The 17,415-nt window shown below is 69.0% G+C and carries 16 protein-coding genes; 13 read left to right on the top strand and 3 right to left on the bottom strand.

The genetic code is table 11. The features are described 5' to 3' along the window. Nucleotides 1-72: 72 nt before the first annotated feature. From galE to ABZZ22_RS10630, 10 genes are all read left to right on the top strand, one after another. Nucleotides 73-1,074, top strand: coding sequence for a UDP-glucose 4-epimerase GalE (gene galE / locus ABZZ22_RS10675; protein WP_354930453.1), 1,002 nt, complete (start codon nt 73-75; stop codon nt 1,072-1,074). Nucleotides 1,075-1,244: 170 nt separating this feature from the next. Beyond that, complete coding sequence (locus tag ABZZ22_RS10670) at nt 1,245-1,844, top strand: GNAT family protein (protein ID WP_354930450.1); 600 nt, start codon at nt 1,245-1,247, stop codon at nt 1,842-1,844. 139 nt (nt 1,845-1,983) lie between these two features. Continuing rightward, nucleotides 1,984-2,247 (top strand): hypothetical protein, encoded by a 264-nt coding sequence (locus tag ABZZ22_RS10665; protein WP_354930447.1) that lies wholly within the window; start codon nt 1,984-1,986, stop codon nt 2,245-2,247. Between the two features lie 148 nt (nt 2,248-2,395). After that, nucleotides 2,396-4,435 carry an NAD(+) synthase gene (locus ABZZ22_RS10660; RefSeq protein ID WP_354930444.1) on the top strand — a complete coding sequence of 680 codons (2,040 nt, stop codon included), beginning with the start codon at nt 2,396-2,398 and terminating at the stop codon, nt 4,433-4,435. A gap of 175 nt (nt 4,436-4,610) precedes the next feature. After that, complete coding sequence (locus ABZZ22_RS10655; RefSeq protein WP_354930441.1) at nt 4,611-5,246, top strand: SatD family protein; 636 nt, start codon at nt 4,611-4,613, stop codon at nt 5,244-5,246. A gap of 157 nt (nt 5,247-5,403) precedes the next feature. Then, entirely contained in the window at nt 5,404-6,153 is a 750-nt protein-coding gene (locus tag ABZZ22_RS10650; RefSeq protein ID WP_354930438.1) for a hypothetical protein, read from the top strand. An 11-nt stretch (nt 6,154-6,164) separates the two neighbouring features. After that, nucleotides 6,165-6,326 (top strand): hypothetical protein, encoded by a 162-nt coding sequence (locus ABZZ22_RS10645; protein WP_354930435.1) that lies wholly within the window; start codon nt 6,165-6,167, stop codon nt 6,324-6,326. Nucleotides 6,327-6,414: 88 nt separating this feature from the next. Further along, the gene (gene glnA, locus ABZZ22_RS10640) at nt 6,415-7,752 is read left to right on the top strand and encodes a type I glutamate--ammonia ligase (protein ID WP_354930432.1); all 1,338 of its coding nucleotides are present in this window, start codon (nt 6,415-6,417) and stop codon (nt 7,750-7,752) included. Between the two features lie 144 nt (nt 7,753-7,896). Further along, nucleotides 7,897-8,673 (top strand): type 1 glutamine amidotransferase, encoded by a 777-nt coding sequence (locus tag ABZZ22_RS10635; RefSeq protein WP_354930429.1) that lies wholly within the window; start codon nt 7,897-7,899, stop codon nt 8,671-8,673. 54 nt (nt 8,674-8,727) lie between these two features. Further along, nucleotides 8,728-11,703: a bifunctional [glutamine synthetase] adenylyltransferase/[glutamine synthetase]-adenylyl-L-tyrosine phosphorylase gene (locus ABZZ22_RS10630; protein WP_354930426.1), complete on the top strand. Its 2,976-nt coding sequence runs from the start codon at nt 8,728-8,730 to the stop codon at nt 11,701-11,703. Between the two features lie 56 nt (nt 11,704-11,759). Here the strand turns inward: ABZZ22_RS10630 and ABZZ22_RS10625 are convergent, their stop codons facing one another. Then, nucleotides 11,760-12,884: an MHYT domain-containing protein gene (locus tag ABZZ22_RS10625; RefSeq protein WP_354930423.1), complete on the bottom strand. Its 1,125-nt coding sequence runs from the start codon at nt 12,882-12,884 to the stop codon at nt 11,760-11,762. A gap of 245 nt (nt 12,885-13,129) precedes the next feature. On the opposite strand from ABZZ22_RS10625, the gene ABZZ22_RS10620 reads away from it, so the two are divergent. Beyond that, nucleotides 13,130-13,828, top strand: coding sequence for a fused MFS/spermidine synthase (locus ABZZ22_RS10620; protein WP_354930420.1), 699 nt, complete (start codon nt 13,130-13,132; stop codon nt 13,826-13,828). A gap of 9 nt (nt 13,829-13,837) precedes the next feature. After that, nucleotides 13,838-14,320: a YbaK/EbsC family protein gene (locus tag ABZZ22_RS10615; RefSeq protein ID WP_354930417.1), complete on the top strand. Its 483-nt coding sequence runs from the start codon at nt 13,838-13,840 to the stop codon at nt 14,318-14,320. A gap of 93 nt (nt 14,321-14,413) precedes the next feature. On the opposite strand, the gene ABZZ22_RS10610 is transcribed toward ABZZ22_RS10615, so the two are convergent. Beyond that, nucleotides 14,414-14,617 (bottom strand): cold-shock protein, encoded by a 204-nt coding sequence (locus ABZZ22_RS10610; RefSeq protein ID WP_179658568.1) that lies wholly within the window; start codon nt 14,615-14,617, stop codon nt 14,414-14,416. A gap of 325 nt (nt 14,618-14,942) precedes the next feature. On the opposite strand from ABZZ22_RS10610, the gene ABZZ22_RS10605 reads away from it, so the two are divergent. Then, nucleotides 14,943-16,562, top strand: a complete 1,620-nt coding sequence (locus ABZZ22_RS10605) for an alpha-amylase family glycosyl hydrolase (RefSeq protein WP_354930414.1) — start codon at nt 14,943-14,945, stop codon at nt 16,560-16,562. 8 nt (nt 16,563-16,570) lie between these two features. Here ABZZ22_RS10605 and ABZZ22_RS10600 read toward each other — a convergent pair whose 3' ends face one another. Continuing rightward, the gene (locus ABZZ22_RS10600) at nt 16,571-17,005 is read right to left on the bottom strand and encodes a DUF1707 domain-containing protein (protein WP_354930411.1); all 435 of its coding nucleotides are present in this window, start codon (nt 17,003-17,005) and stop codon (nt 16,571-16,573) included. Between the last annotated feature and the right edge of the window lie 410 nt (nt 17,006-17,415).

Genomic DNA, 17,415 nt, shown 5'->3' with positions numbered 1-17,415 from the left:
GCTAGACGGAACGACAGCGCCGGCGCTCCTGGTTATCTGGGCCATTGACGTACGGCTGTAGCCTCCCGCTTCATGAAGATCCTGATCACCGGCGGCGCCGGCTACCTCGGCTCGGTCACTGCAAAGGCGCTGGAGACGGCGGGCCACACGCCCGTCATCCTGGACTCATTGCTCGTCGGCCCGCGGAGGTACGCCGAGGGGCGGATCTTCTACGAGGGCGACGTCGCAGACCGTGCACTGCTGAGGCGAATCGTCGAAGAGCACCCGGACCTCGGCGCGACGATCCACATGGCCGCCCGGATCGTGGTGCCGGAGTCGGTCGCGCTGCCGTATGAGTACTACCGCGACAACGTCGCCAAGTCGCTCGAGCTCTTCGACGAACTGACCACGCTCGGGAAGACGCGTCTGGTGTTCTCCTCGACAGCCTCGCTCTACGCGCTCAAGCCGGAGCTGGAGGTGCGCGAGGACGACCCGGTCGAGCCGACGTCTCCGTACGCTCGAACCAAGCGGATGATGGAGCAGGCGCTGGAGGACATGGCCGCTGCCAGCGACCTGCGCGCGATCATCCTGCGCTACTTCAACCCGATCGGCGCCGACCCTGACCTGGAGTCCGGCTACCACCTACGCGACGCCACCCACCTGGTCCCGATCCTCGCCCAGACCGCGCTCGGGGAGCGCGACTCGTTCACCATCACGGGCATCGATCACCCCACCCGCGACGGCACGGGCGTGCGCGATTATCTGCACGCCTGGGATCTGGCCAAGGCCCACGTACGCGCGGTCGAGAGGTTCGACTCGGTCCTGAAGACGACGGGTGAGACCAGCACGTACATCAACATCGGTGCCGGCGACGGTGTCACCGTCCGCGAGATGATCGCCGCCGTCGAGCGGGTCGTCGGCCGTCCGATCCCCACCACCGAGGCCCCGCCGCGTCCCGGCGACGCCGTCGGCGCCTTCGCGAATGCCGACAAAGCACTAGAGCTCCTCGGGTGGAAGGCGGAGTCGACCCTCGACGAGGCAGTCGCCTCCGCGCTGGCGTGGGCGGAGAAGCGTAAGGATGTCCTCGGCTACTGAGCTGCTGCCTGGTTGCTGGCGGCCAGGCGCGGCCACCAGGTCGTCGTGAATGGCCGCGACACGCCGACGCTGGGGCGTGTTGTGGGCAGTTCCGGTGCCGGTTGAGGCCGCCAACCCTCGCGGGGAATCCCAGATGCGCGCGGGGGTGGCGGCAGTGGATGATCAGCGCCGTGAGTGACACAGATGCAGGTTGGTTCGCCGAGAAGCCCACGCTCGTCGGAAGCGCGGTCGTCCTGCGACCGTTCGCCGACGGTGACGTCGGCACGATGGCGCGGGTCCTCGCCGACCCAGAGGTGCTGAGGCTGACCGGTTCGGTCAACGGCGACGCGGAGGCCGAGGAGTCCGAGGCAGCGAGCGCGGTTCCGGACGAGCGGCTGCGGGAGTGGTACGCGACCCGCAACGACCAGACGGATCGGCTCGACCTCGCCATCGTCGACCAGGGCACCGGGAAGCTCGTCGGCGAGGTGGTCATCAACGAGGTCGACACCAGCAACCGCTCGGCGAACTTTCGCATCCTCATCGGACCCGACGGCCGCAACCGCGGCCTCGGCACCGAGGCCACCCGCCTGATCGTCGACCACTGCTTCCGCACCACGGTGCTGAACCGGATCGAGCTGTGCGTCTACGCGTTCAACCCCCGGGCGCAGCACACCTACGAGAAGGCCGGGTTCAGCGTCGAGGGCGTCCAGCGCGAGGCGCTGCGATACGACGGAGGCTACATCGACGCCATCGTCATGTCCCGTCTGCGTTCAGAGCACCTCGGAGGCTGACGAGCGGCCACCTCGACCAACTTTCGAGGATTGATCGCGAAAGTCGTTCAGGTGTGGTTGAAAGTCTGTGGCCGGCGGCACTAGCATCCGGCGTGACGTCCATCACAATCCGTTCGGCGTCCCGACGTTCGGAGTCTCGATGTCTCACCTCCTCCCCTCACGCCGCCCGCGGACCCGGCTCGCCGTCGGGTCGGCCGTCCTCGGGATCACCGCCATGTGCCTGGGCAGCCCGATCGGAGCCGCTTCCGCGACCCCTGCCGATGCGCCCGCGACGACCATGACCTGTGCGGCGCCCGACGCCCGCGCGAGCGTGGTCTTCCTCGATCTCGACAGCGGCGTGGCCAACAGCACCCTGAGCTCCGGCTGCACCATCAACGACGTCATCGACGACGAGCGGACCTGACCGGTCACGTCGGGATCCAGGCGCACGGCAGCACCCCGGACGTGGTGTCCTACCGGAACGTACGCATCCGCGAGCTGTCCTGAGGCGGTCCGCCGTCGGCGGCGGGCGTCGGGTGGCCAGATAGCTGGTCGCGCCTAGACTCCGGGGTGTGGACTTCTACTCCGCCTACTCCCATGGATTCGCACGGGTCGCGGCGTGCACCATCCCGATCTCCGTCGCCGACCCGGCGGCCAACGCACGCGAGGTGATCGCGCAGGCGCGCGAGTGCTCCGACGAGGGGGTCGCGGTCGCGGTCTTCCCGGAGCTGTGCCTCTCGGGCTACTCGATCGACGACCTCGTCCTGCAGCGAACCCTCCTCGATGCCGTACGCGCCGCGATCAGCGCGATCGTGGTGGCCTCCGAGGAGCTGTTGTCGGTGATCGTCGTCGGCGCGCCGCTGCGCCACGGCGACCGGGTCCTCAACACCGCGGTCGTGATCCACGGCGGCGAGGTGCTGGGTGTGGTGCCCAAGACCCATCTCCCGAACTACCGCGAGTTCTACGAGAAGCGCTGGTACGGAACCGGCCACGGCGCCGACGGCACCATCATGCTCGGCGGCGAGGAGGTGCCGCTCAGCAACGAGCTGCTCTTCCGGTGCACCGACGTCAAGGATCTCGTCTTCCACGTCGAGATCTGCGAGGACATGTGGGTCCCGGTGCCGCCGAGCGCCAAGGCCGCCTTGGCCGGGGCGACCGTGCTGCTCAACCTCTCCGCGAGCCCGGTCACCGTCGGGCGCTCCGACGCGCGCCGCCTGCTGGTGCAGTCGGCGAGCGCGCGATGCGCCGCTGCGTACGTCTACACCGCCGCCGGGCCGGGCGAGTCGACGACCGACCTGTCCTGGGACGGGCAGACGATGGCGTACGAGCTCGGCGAGCTGCTGGGGGAGACCGAGCGGTTCCCGGACGGCCCGCGACGCACCGTGGTCGACGTCGACCTGGAGCGAATCCGCGGGGAGCGGATCCGGCAGAGCACCTTCGACGACAACCGCCGGTCTGAGGGCGCCTACCACTCCGAGATCGAGTTCGAGCTCAGCCCGCCTCTGACCGGCGGTGGGCTGCGGCGCAAGGTCGACCGGTTCCCGTTCGTCCCCGACGACCCCGACAAGCTCGCGCTGGAGTGCTACGAGGCCTACAACATCCAGGTCTCCGGGCTCGAGAAGCGGCTCCAGTCGATCGGTCCGGACACCAAGATCGTCATCGGCGTCTCGGGCGGGCTCGACTCCACCCATGCGCTGATCGTCGCCGCCAAGGCGATGGAGCGGCTCGGTCGTCCGGCGAGCGACATCCTCGCGTTCACCATGCCCGGCTTCGCGACCTCGGACGACACCAAGTCCAACGCGATCAAGCTGATGGAGGCGCTCGGCACGACCTACGAGACGCTCGACATCCGGCCGACGGCGACCCAGATGCTGAAGGAGATCGGCCACCCGGCCGGCGACGGCGAGCCGGTCTACGACGTGACTTTCGAGAACGTCCAGGCGGGGCTGCGTACGGACTTCCTCTTCCGCATCGCCAACCAGCGCGGCGGCATCGTGCTCGGCACCGGCGACCTCTCCGAACTCGCGCTCGGCTGGGCGACGTACGGGGTCGGCGACCAGATGTCGCACTACAACGTCAACGCCGGCGTGCCGAAGACCCTGATCCAGCACCTGATCCGCTGGGTGCTGGACTCTGGGCAGCTGGCGACCGAGCAGTTCGGCGGCGCCGCCGACCAGGTCCTCCAGGAGATCCTCGACCAGGAGATCTCGCCCGAGCTCGTGCCGGGGGAGGAGCTGCAGTCGACCGAGCAGAGGATCGGCCCGTACGCCCTGCAGGACTTCACCCTCTTCCACACCGTCCGCAACGGCTTCACCCCCTCGAAGATCGCCTACCTGGCCTGGAACGCCTGGCACGACATCGAGGCCGGTGAGTGGCCGCCGGGGTTCCCGGAGGAGAAGCGGACGGCGTACGAGATGAAGGAGATCCGGACCTGGCTCGAGGTCTTCGTGAAGCGCTTCTTCGCCAACCAGTTCAAGCGCTCGGCGCTCCCCAACGGCCCCAAGGTCTCCAACGGCGGCACCATGTCGCCCCGCGGCGACTGGCGGATGCCCTCCGACGCCTCGCCGGCGGCCTGGCTCGCCGAGATCGAGGCCCGGGTTCCGGTTGAGTAGCGTCCTGAACATGTCGTCCAAGAGCGTGGTCTGGTCGTCCGGTGGAGCCGGGCGAGCTCGTGGGCCCGGGGGCGGCCGTGATGACCGCTCCTTGACGTCGAGTAGGGCTTGCCCTTCATTTCCGCGAAATGAAGCAAATGTCTTCATCTATTGAGAATAAAGGTATTCTCTTCATATGTCTGCCGTAGCTACCGTCATCGGTGACCTCGTGGCCTCGCGCACCACGTCCGACCGTGCGCGGGTCCACGAGGCGTTCGCCGACCACATCGAGGTGATCAACCGGGAGTGGCAGCCGGTCACGCCGCTGCGGATCACGGTGGGCGACGAGTTCCAGGGCGCGTTCGAGACGGTGGGAGCCGCGATCCAGGCGGCGTTCCGACTGCGGATCGCGCTCGCCCCGCTCGTGGACATCCGCCACGGCATCGGCTGGGGCGAGACGAGCGTGCTCCGCGACGATCCCCGCGTCGAGGACGGGGAGGGCTGGTGGGTGGCGCGGGCTGCGATCGAGACGGCGGAGGACGCCGCGAGCAAGGCAGCCTCTCGCAGCGTACGAACCTGGTATCAGCCTGCGGAGGGGGCGGGCGGGCCGGATCCGGCTGCCATCAACGCCGCGCTGCTCTCGCGCGACGAGCTCTTCTCCCGACTGGACCTCTCCTCGGTGTCGGTGCTTTCTGGCATGCTCTCCGCCATGTCTCAGAAGGCCATCGCCGCCGAGCTCGACATCACCCCCTCCGCGGTCTCCCAGCGCATCCGTCGCGACGGGATCGCCGTGATCGTGCGTGCTGACGAGCTCATGGGAGATGTGCGATGAGCGAGCGCAAGCGAGCGAGCAATCAGGTCATCATGCCGCCGCGTCCGCATCCTGGCGCTTGCGCTACGGCAGCGACCGGAGCGAGGTCGAGCGGCGAGCTTGCTCGTCCGCTCGCGCCGAGCGAGGGAGTCACCGCGCGAAGCGCGGAGGTGGCGGCATGAGTTGGATCGCGCTGCTGCTGATCGGGGTCGGCACGGTCGACTTCGCCCACTCCCTCCTCGACCCGCTCAAGCGGATCCGCTGGGTCCCCGAGGCGATCGGGGCGGTGGCGGTGATCACCTTCGGGCTGCTCTCGGCTCTCTTCGGGGGCGACCTGGCCGCGGTGATCGTGATCGCGGGGATCGCCGTGCTGTGGGGCTTCCTGGCCCACCCGACGCAAGGCGTCGACAAGAACCCTCGCCCCGGGATCCCGTTGGCGCTGCTGGGCGCGGCGGTCTTCCTCGGGATCCTGCTGGCTCCGGTGGCCGGGGAGGTCGCCGGCCCGGTCGCCGCCTGGGCCGAGCAGGCGCCCTGGGTCTGGGTCGAGGCGGCGCGTCCCGAGGCGGTGCTGCTCGCCTTCGGTGGCCTGCTGGTCCAGATCTCGACGGGCAACGTCGTGGTGCAGCTGGTCCTCGACGTCACCAAGGTCGCCAACCCGCTCGACGGCGTCGCCGGCAACAATCTCAAGGGCGGCCGGATCCTGGGGCCGCTCGAGCGGTTGACGATCTTCGGACTCGGTCTCACCGGCAGTCTCGCCGCGGCGGGCCTGGTGGTAGCGGCGAAGAGCCTGATCCGCTGGCCCGAGCTGCAGTCGTTCCGCGACGAGAGCAAGGGCCCGAGCATCAACGACGTGACCGAGTACTTCCTGGTAGGCAGCTTCGTCTCCTGGATGACCGCGCTGGTGACCCTCGCTCTGGTCATCACCTAGATTTCGTTGTCATGACTGTGGGTAAGGCTCTGAGCCTCGTGGTGGCCGCTGTGCTCCTCCTGGCCGGCGGGGCGCTGGCCCTGACCGGTATGGGCTATCTCGGTGAAGGCGGCACGAGCACCGCCTGGTCGGTCATCGGCGCGGCCCTGGCGGGTTCGGAGTGGCCCTGGTGATCTCCGTCTTCAGGGGCCCCGGACGCTGAGCCCGGACTGAGCAGGCGTGGTGATCCTGGCTGTCAGGCCGGAGCGTTAGTGTTCACGCATGGGCAAGCAACAGGACTTCGTGCTCCGGGCACTCGAAGAGCGGGACGTACGTTTCGTGCGACTTTGGTTCACCGACGTGCTCGGCTATCTGAAGTCGGTCGCGGTGGCTCCGGCCGAGCTCGAGAGCGCCTTCGCCGAGGGCATCGGCTTCGACGGCAGCGCGATCGAGGGGTTCGCCCGGGTGACCGAGGCCGACATGCTGGCGCTGCCGGATCCGAGCACGTTCCAGATCCTGCCGTGGCGTACGGACGGCCCGTCCACCGGCCGGATGTTCTGCGACATCGTGATGCCCGACGGGTCGCCGTCCTACGCGGACCCGCGCTATGTGCTCAAGCGCACCCTGTCGAACGCCGCGGAGAAGGGCTTCACCTTCTACACGCACCCCGAGATCGAGTTCTACCTCTTCAAGGACAAGCCGGTCGGCGGCGCCGAGCCGGTGCCGGTCGACTCCAGCGGATACTTCGACCACACCGCCCAGTCGATGGGCGCCGACTTCCGGCGTGAGGCGATCACTATGCTGGAGGCGATGGGGATCTCGGTGGAGTACAGCCACCACGAGGGTGGCCCGGGCCAGAACGAGATCGACCTGCGTTACGCCGACGCGCTCAGCACCGCCGACAACATCATGACCTTCCGCACCGTCGTCCGTGAGGTCGCGCTGAGCCAGGGCATCTGGGCGAGCTTCATGCCCAAGCCGTTCACCGAGCACCCGGGCTCGGGCATGCACACCCATGTGAGCCTGTTCGAGGGCGACGCCAACGCCTTCTACGAGCCGGGTGCCGAATATCAGCTCTCCAAGACCGGCCGCAGCTTCATCGGCGGCGTGCTGCGGCACGCCCCGGAGATCACCGCGGTCACCAACCAGTGGGTCAACTCCTACAAGCGTCTGATCGGCGGGGGCGAGGCGCCGGCTCACGTCGCCTGGGGACACAACAACCGATCCGCGCTGGTCCGGGTCCCGATGTACAAGCCGCTCAAGGGCCAGTCGACCCGGATCGAGGTCAGGACCCTGGACGCCGCCTGCAACCCCTACCTGGCCTTCGCCGTGATCCTGGCGGCGGGCATGAAGGGCATCGAGGAGGGCTACGAGCTGCCTCGCGAGGCGGAGGACGACGTATGGGCGCTGACCGAGCGTGAGCGCAAGAGCCTCGGCATCGACCCGCTGCCGGAGAACCTCGACGAGGCGATCGGCATGGCCGAGGACTCCGAGCTGCTCGCCGAGACGCTCGGCGAGCACGTCTTCGACTTCTTCCTGCGCAACAAGCGCGCCGAGTGGGCCGCCTACCGCGAGCAGGTGACCGACTTCGAGCGCTCCAGGATGCTTCCGGTCATCTGAGCCCAGATCCACGGCTCCCCACGGATCCGGTCGCAAGAAGTTGCGTCTGCAACCTCTTTAGGGGGCGATTCCACACTTCCGATCCTGTGCTGCCACACTGGATCGAACGGGAGAGTGGGAGTGATGTCGTTGAGTCTTCCCAGGGTGCTTGTGATCCAGCACGAGGAGACAGTTCCGCCGACTTTGTTCGGTCATTGGCTGGCCGAGGCGGGCATGTGCGTCGACGTCTGCAAGGCGTACGCCGAACCGATTCCGCAGCTCTCGTCGCTCGACGCCTCCTACTCCGGGCTGCTCGTGATGGGCGGCTCGATGGACGCCGACTCCGACGACGAGCACCCTTGGCTGCAGGTCACCCGCGAGCGGATCGCTCAGGCGGCCGAGGCGGGCATCCCGACGCTCGGGATCTGCCTGGGTCACCAGCTGGCCGCGATGGCTCTCGGCGGATCGGTGGAACGCAGCCCGTTCGGGCTCACCGTCGGCGTTCGCCAGGTGACCTGGGAGCCCGAGGTGCTCTTCGACCCGCTGATGCGGCTGCTGGCGGGCGACGACCGCGCCATGCACTGGCACCGCGACATCGTCGGCGAGCTTCCCGAGGGCGCCGTCAAGCTGGCCAGCTCGATCGACGGCCAGGTCCAGGCAGCCCGGCTCGCGCCGACCGTGTGGGGTGTGCAGTTCCACCCCGAGGTCGACGCCGCCGGGGTGGCCGTGTGGGCGGATGAGTCCACCGACGAGCTCGAGCAGATCGGACGCAGCGTCGACGACGTGGTCACGACGGCCACCTTCGCCGAGAACGAGCTCATCAAGACCTGGCAGCCGTTGGCCTTCGGCTTCGCCCGCCTGGTCCGCGAGCGCGCCGCCGCCGTCGCCCCGGGCGGCACCCGTGGCGGCGTCATCCCGGCTCCTCGGCCCTGGAGTGCGTGAGACGCGCCGCACCGTGCCTGCTGTGTGAGAACGTCGAGTGACAGAATCGGGTCCATGACGTTGCCAGGCAAGGGCGAGCTGCTCCGGCTCGGCTTCTACGACCCGGATGCGGCCTTGGCGGATCTGGCCGGTCTCGGCCCCGGCGCCCACGAGCTGTTGGCGATCCTGAGCCGCGCCGCCGACCCCGACGCTGCGCTGGCCGGTCTGGTCACGCTGGCCGGGTCCCAGGGAAACGGCTTCGTCGAGGAGCTCGCCGCCGACGAGGGGACCGCGATGCGGTTGGTCTCGGTGCTCGGCGCTTCGCCGGCGCTGGCCGATCACCTGGCTCGTCACCCCGGTCACTGGCGCGAGCTCGCGGACCCGACCCTGGGCACGACCAGGCCCGCGGCGTACGTCTTCCGGGCGTCGCTGCTCGAGGCGGTCGGTGCGAAGTCGGTGGACGAGTCCCCGGTGGCCACGGTCCCGGACGCGGAGGCGGTCGACGCGCTGCGGGTCGAGTACCGCCGCTGGCTGCTCCGGCTCGCTGCCCGCGACCTGGCCCACCAGCTCCCGGTCGACGACGTCGCCGCCGAGCTCTCCGACCTGGCCTGCGCCACCCTCGATGCCGCGTTGGCGGTCGCCCGTGCGCGGCTGGGGGAGGAGGATGCCCAGGCTGTCCGGCTGGCCGTCATCGCGATGGGAAAGTGCGGGGGCCACGAGCTCAACTACGTCTCCGACGTCGACGTGATCTTCGTCCACGAGGCGGCCGACGGAGTCGGCGAAGACGTCTCGCTGCGGGTCGCCACCCAGCTCGCCAGCAACCTGATCCACGTCTGCTCGGCCCACACCGGCGAGGGCACGATCTGGCCCGTCGACGCGGCACTGCGCCCGGAGGGCAAGGCCGGGGTCCTCTCGCGCACGATCACCGGCCACGTCGGCTACTACGAGCGCTGGGCGAGCACCTGGGAGTTCCAGGCGCTGCTCAAGGCCCGCCCGGCCGCGGGCGATCTCGAGCTGGGCCAGGCGTACGTCGACGCGGTCAACCCGTTCGTCTGGAAGGCCGCCGATCGCGACGGCTTCGTGGCCGACACCCAGGCGATGCGCCGCCGGGTCGTCGCTCACATCCCGTCCAAGGAGGCCGACCGTGAGCTCAAGCTCGGTGCCGGCGGGCTGCGGGACGTGGAGTTCGCCGTCCAGCTGCTGCAGCTGGTCCACGGCCGCGCCGACACCGGGATCCGCGAGCCGACCACGCTCTCCGCGCTCGCGGCGCTGACCCGCGCCGGCTACGTCGGCCGCGAGGACGGCGAGGCCATGCACGAGGCCTACGCGTTCCTGCGGCGGATGGAGCACCGGCTCCAGCTCCGCCGGCTCCGGCGCACCCATGTCGTCCCCGACGACGAGGCGTCGCTTCGCTGGCTCGCGCGCTCGCTGGGCTACCTGCGCGATCCGGTGGTGCGGCTGAAGAAGGAGTGGGGCCACCAACGGATCGAGGTACGCCGCCTCCACGAGAAGCTCTTCTACCGCCCGCTCCTCGACGCGGTCGCCCGGATCCCGTCGGGGCAGGTCCACCTGTCGACGAAGGCTGCCGAGGAGCGGCTGACCGCGCTGGGCTACGCCGATCCCAAGGCGGCGCTGCGACACCTGGAAGCACTCACGACGGGCGTCTCCCGCCGGGCCGCGCTGCAGCGCGCGCTGCTTCCGGTGATGCTGCAATGGCTCTCCGAGGGCTCCGATCCCGACGCCGGGCTCTTCGGGTTCCGCCGCATCTCCGACGCGCTCGGGGTCACGCCCTGGTATCTGCGCTCCCTGCGCGACGAGGGCTCGGTGGCGCAACACTTCGCCACCATCCTGTCCACCTCTCGCTACACCACCGCGCTGCTCGAACGGGAGCCGGAGGCGCTGCGACTGCTGGGCCACGACCTGGCGCCGCTGTCGGCGGAGGCGCTGACCGACGAGATGGTCGCCCGCGCGGCCCGTCGACGCACCACGACCTCCGCGGAGGAGGCCGTACGCCACATCCGGGCCATCCGCCGGCGCGAGCTCTTCCGGATCTCGGCCGCCGAACTCCTCGGCGAAGCCGGGATCGACACCATCGGCGCCGCCCTGTCCAGGCTGACCGACGCGACCCTCGAGGCATCGTTGCGCACGGTCGTGGCCGACGAGGTCGCCCGGCGCGGGATCGACGGGCCGCCCACCCGGATCGCCATCGTCGCGATGGGCCGCTACGGCGGGTTCGAGCTCTCCTACGCCTCCGACGCCGACGTACTCTTCGTCCATCAGCCGGTCGAGGGCGCGGATCCTGGAGAGGCGACCCAGTTCGCGCTCAAGGTCATCGCCGACCTGCGCCGGCTGCTCGCCCTTCCGGGTGCCGACCCGCCTCTGGAGATCGACGCGGACCTGCGCCCCGAGGGGCGGCAGGGCGCGCTGGTGCGGACCCTGCCTGCGTACGCCGCCTACTACGCCAAGTGGTCGGGTATCTGGGAGTCGCAGGCACTGCTGCGAGCGGATGCGGTCGTCGGCGATCCGAAGGTGCGTGAGGCGTTCATCGAGATGATCGACCCGCTGCGCTATCCCGAGGGCGGGCTGAGCGAGGACGACATCATCGAGGTGCGTCGCATCAAGGGCCGGGTGGACCATGAGCGGCTACCGCGCGGCGCCGACCCCAACACCCACCTCAAGCTCGGCCGTGGCGGTCTCGCCGACATCGAGTGGACTGCCCAGCTGTTGCAGATGCGGCACGCCTACGCCGTGCCGGGGCTGCGTACACCACGCACCGTGGAGGCACTGCAGGCTGCCCGCGACGCCTCGTTGATCGAGGCGGACGACGCCGAGACCCTCATCGGGGCGTGGCGGATGGTGAGCCGGGTGCGCAACGCCGTCACCCTCGCGCGCGGGCGCCCGGCGGACTCCCTGCCTGCGGGGCCGGTCGAGCAGCACGCCGTGGCGGCCATCCTCGGATACCCGGCCGGCGCCACCGACGAGCTGGTCAACGACTACCTGCGGATGACCCGTCTCGCCCATGGCGTGGTCGAGCGTGTCTTCTGGGAGTGAGCCGAGAACGAACTCGTCGGGGGTAGGGGCGGTCGGCCCCTACCCCCGACGCGTGTCTACAGGTTGTTGTTGCGCGGCGGCAGCCAGCCCGGAGGGCGCTGCGGCCGCGGCTGCGGCTCGTTGCCGGCTTCGTCGCCGGGCTGGCCGCCTTGGCGGTTGAACAGGTCCGGCTGTGGCTCCGAGCGGCTCTCGGAGGCCTGCTGAGCGTAGGGCCGAGGCGTCCAGCGCCCGCTCTGCGGTCGCAGCTGGGTCGGCCGCTGGGGGCGCTGGGCGAACATGTTGCCGATGCCTTCGCCGGCGGGCTGACCCGCCTGTGGGCTGCCGGAGGCGGCCGGCTGGCGCGTGGGAAGCCGCTGGAGCGACTGCCGGGGCTGCTGGAGCAGGTCGTGCGGCTGGCTGGTGAGGGCCGGCCGCCCCATGCCGGGCCCCTGCGCCATCAGCTGAGGTGAACCGGCGTCGAAGCCGGCCCGTTGCTCCGGGGTCCAGGGGTCTTCGAGGTCGTCGTTGATGCCCGCGAACATGGTGCCGAAGCCGATCACGATCAGCATGCCTGCGGAGATCGCGAAGATCGGCATCGCCAGGTAGACCGGGTCGGCGCCGCTGACGTGCCCGAGCTTGTCGTCGGGCGAGCTGTGGATCTCGAGGGCCAGCATGCCGGTGTAGTGCATGGTGCACACGCCGATGCCCATGATGAGGGCAGCGCCCACGCGCATCAGCCGCGAGGAGACGTTGAAGGTGAAGAAGAGCGCGAGCGCCGAGGCGACCAGCGCGATGACGATGGAGATGACGACGACCGTCGGCTTCCAGACCATCTTGGCACTCATGTCCATGGCGTACATGCCGGTGTAGTGCATCGCGCCGACGCCGGCCCCGGTGACCAGACCACCGACGATGTAGCCCGGGTTTCCGCGGAGCGCTGTCGCGATCAGCATGCCGACCGCCGCAGCGGCGATGGCGACCACCAGTGAGATCAGCGTGGTGCCGACGTCCAGGGCGTACGCCACATGGCTGTCGAAGGCGAGCATGCCGATGAAGTGCATCGACCAGATCGCGCCGCCACCGATGGAGGCGGCCGCGCCGAAGAGCCAGAGCCAGGACCCGGTGCCACCGTTCACTCGGCGGGCGCGGCTCGCACAGGTCAGACCGACCCATGAGCCGAGAACGGAGATGATGAATGACATCCCGACCAGGGGTTGGCTGAACGCCCCAATCGTGACTTCTTCGATGGTTGTCACGCTGTCTGACTTCCTCTCGTTCCTCGCCGGATGCGGTGTGGGGGATCGGCGGGGTGGATCTGGAGACGTGCTAAGGATGCCCCGGGGGGTATGCTCCGGAGTAGTCGTAACGGGCTATGGTGCCGCTGTAGCGCAGGTCACAATAGAGGAACAAGTCCCCCATTTCCACGCCGGGGTAGGGTATCTCAGCTATGCCCAGTGATGTATACGTGCTCGAGCTCGACGACATGCAGCAGTCGGCTGTCGATCTGGGCGACCCGACCCGCCTCGTCTTCGACTACATGAGGCGTGTCGGCGATGTTATCGACCGTCTGCCGCCGGGGCCAGTGCGGGTGTTGCACGTCGGCGGAGCCGCGATGACGCTGCCGCGCTACATCCACGCGACTCGTCCACGCTCCTCTCAGATCGTGCTCGAGCCGTCGATCGAGATCATCGAGCGCGTACGCCGCGAGGCGCCGCTACCGCCGCGCAGCGGGATCAAGGTGCGCCCCGTCGACGGCAAGAGCGGTATCGGCGGCGTCCGCGACGGGTTCGCCGACATGGTGATCCTCGATGCCTTCGACGGCGGACACACCCCGGCCGAGCTGACCTCCGCTGCCTTCGTCGAGGACGTACGCCGCGTGCTCGCGCCCTCCGGGATCTTCGTCGCCAACCTGGTCGACCGGGCGCCGTTCGCTCGGGTGCGGGACTTCGTCGCGGCTGCTCGAGACCTGGGTGACATGGTCGTCGGGGTCGAGCCGGCGACGATGAAGGGCCGTCGCCCCGGAAATCTGATCATCGCGTGCGGCACGGTGCCGAGCACGCCGTTCGGATCGCCGTCCCCGATGGAGTACCGCATCTTCACGGACGGAGCGGTTGCCGACTCCTTCGGTGGTGGGACGCGCCACTAGGCTTCGAGCATGTCGATCGAGCTGGCCCGAGCCCACCTGGACCGATTCGGACGTGGTGGGGACATCATCGAGTCGAAGGACTCCAAGGCGACCGTCGAGCTCGCCGCAGCCGCGCTCGGCGTCTCGCCGGCGGAGATCGCCAAGACCATCGGCCTCTACACCGAGGACCGCTCCGCCGCGATCCTCGTCGTCGCGGCCGGGGACGCCAAGATCGCCAATGCGAAGTTCAAGGCCCACTTCGGCACCAAGGCACGGATGCTCGTGGCCGAGGATGTGGAGCCGATGACCGGACACGCGATCGGGGGCGTCTGTCCCTTCGGCAACCCGCCGTCCGCAGAGGTCTGGCTCGACGCCTCCCTGAAGCGCTTCGACATGGTCTATCCCGCCGCCGGTGGCGCCAACACGACCATCGCGCTCACCCTTGGTGACCTCGAGACGATCAGCGAGGCCCGGGGCTGGGTCGACGTCACCAGGCTTCCCGAGGTCGGCTGACCGAACCGGTCCGGCCTCCCCGGAAAGGGGACAGCCCCGCCCTGCCGAGGCAGGAGCGGGGCTGTCATGCTGAGTTGATCAGCTTAGCCAGAGTCAGACCGGACGGACGTTCTCGGCCTGCGGGCCCTTCGGGCCCTGGGTGACGTCGAACTCGACGCGCTGGTTCTCGTCCAGGGACTTGTAGCCCTGGGTCTGGATCGCGGAGAAGTGCACGAAGACGTCGTCGCCCCCGTCGTCCTGGGCGATGAAGCCGAAGCCCTTGTCGCCGTTGAACCACTTCACGGTTCCCTGAGTCATGAATCTAATCCTTGTGTAAACAGGGCGACTCCGTGCCGCCCTTTGGGCGTTGAATCCACGAGATCCTGATCTCTGCTTTCGCGAAAGACCAAGTGCTGCGCGAACGGTCACCGAGAGCAACCGTGAAGCGCATAGGAGCGCCTCCTTCAACGCTGACAAGCGTACATGCCGAAGACCGACTTCGGGCATCCCCCTCTTCTCGGCGTTTCAGGCGTCTGATGCGCTGCCGCGGGCAGTGCTCGGACCGTCCGGATTGACAATCCCGAGCATCGCATCGACAAGATCGGGGTATAGGTAGCCAACCGACGAGAGTTTGGGGCAACACGTGGACCAGCCATGGTGGCGCGAGGCCGTCGCATATCAGATCTACCCGCGATCGTTCGCGGACTCCAACGGCGACGGGCTCGGTGATCTGCCGGGCATCACCGACCATCTGGGCTACCTCGCCGCGCTGGGTGTCGATGCGGTCTGGATCTGCCCGTTCTACACCTCGCCGCAGAACGACCACGGCTACGACGTCGCGGACTATTGTGACGTCGACCCGATCTTCGGCACCCTCGAGGACGCTGACAGCCTGTTCGCCCGGGCTCACGAGCTGGGGCTCAAGGTGATCGTCGACCTGGTGCCGAACCACACCTCGTCGGCTCATCCTTGGTTCGCCGAGGCGCTCGCTGCAGAGCCGGGATCCCCGGCGCGAGACCGCTACATCTTCCGCGACGGCCGAGGTGAGAACGGCGAGGAGCCGCCGACCAACTGGCGCTCGGTCTTCGGCGGCCCCGCCTGGACGCGGGCCGGGGGCGGGCAGTGGTATCTCCACCTCTTCGACGACGACCAGCCCGATCTCAACTGGCACAACCCAGAGGTCGTCGCCGAGTTCACCAAGATCCTCACCTTCTGGCTCGAGCGGGGCGTCGACGGGTTCCGGGTCGACATCGCCCACGGGCTCTTCAAGGATCTGCGCGACCAGGTCGTCCCCGAGGGGCTCGCGCTCACCTCCGACGCCGCGGTGATGTATCAGCGGGGCGTCACCGACGCGCCGATGTGGGACAACCCGGGGGTTCACGAGATCTACCGCGACTGGCGCAAGCTGATCGACTCCTTCGACGGCGACCGGATGATGGTCGCCGAGGCTTGGACCCCTGGCCCGGCTGAGCTGCGACGCTACGTACGCGCCGACGAGTTCAACCAGGCGTTCAACTTCTCCTGGCTGCAGGCGCAGTGGTCTGCCGAGGCATTCACCGAGGTCATCGGGTCGACGTTGAAGGCCCTCGGTCCGTCGCGGGCGGCGCCGACCTGGGTCTTGTCGAACCACGACGTCGTACGCCACCGCTCACGCTACGGTGACGGGCTCCAGGCGCTGCATCGGGCGCGCGCGGCGACGCTGACGATGCTGGCGCTGCCGGGGTCCGCGTACCTCTACCAGGGCGAGGAACTCGGTCTGCCGCAGGTCTATCTGCCGCCCGAGTATCAGGAGGACCCGTGGTCGGAGACCGGCGAGGGTGGTCGGGACGGCTGCCGGGTGCCGCTGCCGTGGAGCGGGTTCGAGCCGCCCTTCGGGTTCAGTCAGGTGCCCGAAGAAGAGCTGCCGATGCAGCCGTGGCTGCCGCAGCCGGCCGAGTGGGTGGACCTGACCGTGGCGGCTCAGAACGGCGTCAAGGACTCCACGCTGGAGTTCTACCGGGCGGCGCTGTCGGCGCGGCGTACGTTTGCACTCGGTGCCGACGAGGATGTCGAGATCCTGGACGCGCCCGAGGGTGTCGTCTCGTTCCGGCGTGGCGGGGTCGGTGGGTCCGAGGGCGCGAGCCGCGAGCTGATCGTCGTCCTCAACTGCGGGATGGAGCCGACGCCGCTGCCCGAGGGCGAGATCGTGATGTACAGCGGCGATCCGGTCGTTGGCGACCTGCCGACCGACGCCGCGGTCTGGATCCTCGCCCCCGCCGACTGATCCCACCTCTACTGCTGGGCTCCCGGACGACCATGAATCGGCCGGCAGGCGCTTGTCATCGCGTGGTGGTGGCGGTGGTGCTTCTTCTGGCTGTGCTTTTTGTGAAACAGAAGGGCCCCGCCGCCGATCGCGGCGAAAATCCACCACGGCACACCCATCGCGATCAGCCCGAACGCCACGAGCAGGAAGCAGGCGACCAGCGGGAAGGCCTGCGGGCGGTTCCGGCGCGGGCTGCGGGCGGCCGGTGGTGGCTGCGGCACGGTTCTGGGCAGGTCGGTGAAGAGCATCTCCAGGTCGGAGCTCACTCGCGCTGACCAGACCGCGTCCAGGCGCTCGTAGTAGTCGTCACTGGAGAGGCGGCCGGTCGAGTAGTGCTCGGCGAGCCTCGCCGACGCCTCCTCTCGGTCGGCCTCGCTCACCCGCAGGTTGTCGAGGTTGCTCATGTCGTCTCCCTTGTGCGGCCGATCGACTGTCGGCGTAGTGTCCCGATATATCGCGAGGGTACGCCGGAAGAAGTGCGCCCGCAAGGGACTTTCGTCGAGACCTCTCCGCGCCGCTGGTCGAGCCGCCGGAGCCGCTGGAGCCGCCGGAGCCGCCGGAGCCGCCGGAGCCGCCGGAGCCGCCGGAGCCGCTGGAGTCGCTGGGCGGAGGCGTGTCGAGACCAACACGGTTCTCGTCGGGGAAACCTCGCTTCGCGACTGTTTCTTCGTTTCAGGGTTCGCCGCCGACCCTTTCCTCCAGTGTTTCTCGATCAGCCGCCGCGACGCTCCTATGTCCTGTCAAGGGTTTGTGGGTGCTCGAGTTGGCGGTAGAGCTCGCGGGTGATGTAGCGCTTGAGGCAGCGGCGGATCTC

Origin of the sequence: Nocardioides sp. NPDC006273 (assembly GCF_040613495.1) — a bacterium.
Taxonomy (GTDB): Bacteria; Actinomycetota; Actinomycetes; order Propionibacteriales; family Nocardioidaceae; genus Nocardioides.
Note: the sequence above shows the minus strand (reverse complement) of the source record. Positions and strands in the feature narration are given on the sequence as shown.

What these genes read in the sequence shown, in the direction of transcription:
- galE (WP_354930453.1), top strand. Translation starts at nt 73, where the DNA reads ATGAAGATCCTGATCACCGGCGGCGCCGGCTACCTCGGCTCGGTCACT.
- ABZZ22_RS10665 (WP_354930447.1), top strand. Translation starts at nt 1,984, where the DNA reads ATGTCTCACCTCCTCCCCTCACGCCGCCCGCGGACCCGGCTCGCCGTC.
- ABZZ22_RS10655 (WP_354930441.1), top strand. Translation starts at nt 4,611, where the DNA reads ATGTCTGCCGTAGCTACCGTCATCGGTGACCTCGTGGCCTCGCGCACC.
- ABZZ22_RS10650 (WP_354930438.1), top strand. Translation starts at nt 5,404, where the DNA reads ATGAGTTGGATCGCGCTGCTGCTGATCGGGGTCGGCACGGTCGACTTC.
- ABZZ22_RS10645 (WP_354930435.1), top strand. Translation starts at nt 6,165, where the DNA reads ATGACTGTGGGTAAGGCTCTGAGCCTCGTGGTGGCCGCTGTGCTCCTC.
- glnA (WP_354930432.1), top strand. Translation starts at nt 6,415, where the DNA reads ATGGGCAAGCAACAGGACTTCGTGCTCCGGGCACTCGAAGAGCGGGAC.
- ABZZ22_RS10630 (WP_354930426.1), top strand. Translation starts at nt 8,728, where the DNA reads ATGACGTTGCCAGGCAAGGGCGAGCTGCTCCGGCTCGGCTTCTACGAC.
- ABZZ22_RS10625 (WP_354930423.1), bottom strand. Translation starts at nt 12,884, where the DNA reads ATGTCATTCATCATCTCCGTTCTCGGCTCATGGGTCGGTCTGACCTGT.
- ABZZ22_RS10620 (WP_354930420.1), top strand. Translation starts at nt 13,130, where the DNA reads ATGCCCAGTGATGTATACGTGCTCGAGCTCGACGACATGCAGCAGTCG.
- ABZZ22_RS10615 (WP_354930417.1), top strand. Translation starts at nt 13,838, where the DNA reads ATGTCGATCGAGCTGGCCCGAGCCCACCTGGACCGATTCGGACGTGGT.
- ABZZ22_RS10610 (WP_179658568.1), bottom strand. Translation starts at nt 14,617, where the DNA reads ATGACTCAGGGAACCGTGAAGTGGTTCAACGGCGACAAGGGCTTCGGC.
- ABZZ22_RS10600 (WP_354930411.1), bottom strand. Translation starts at nt 17,005, where the DNA reads ATGAGCAACCTCGACAACCTGCGGGTGAGCGAGGCCGACCGAGAGGAG.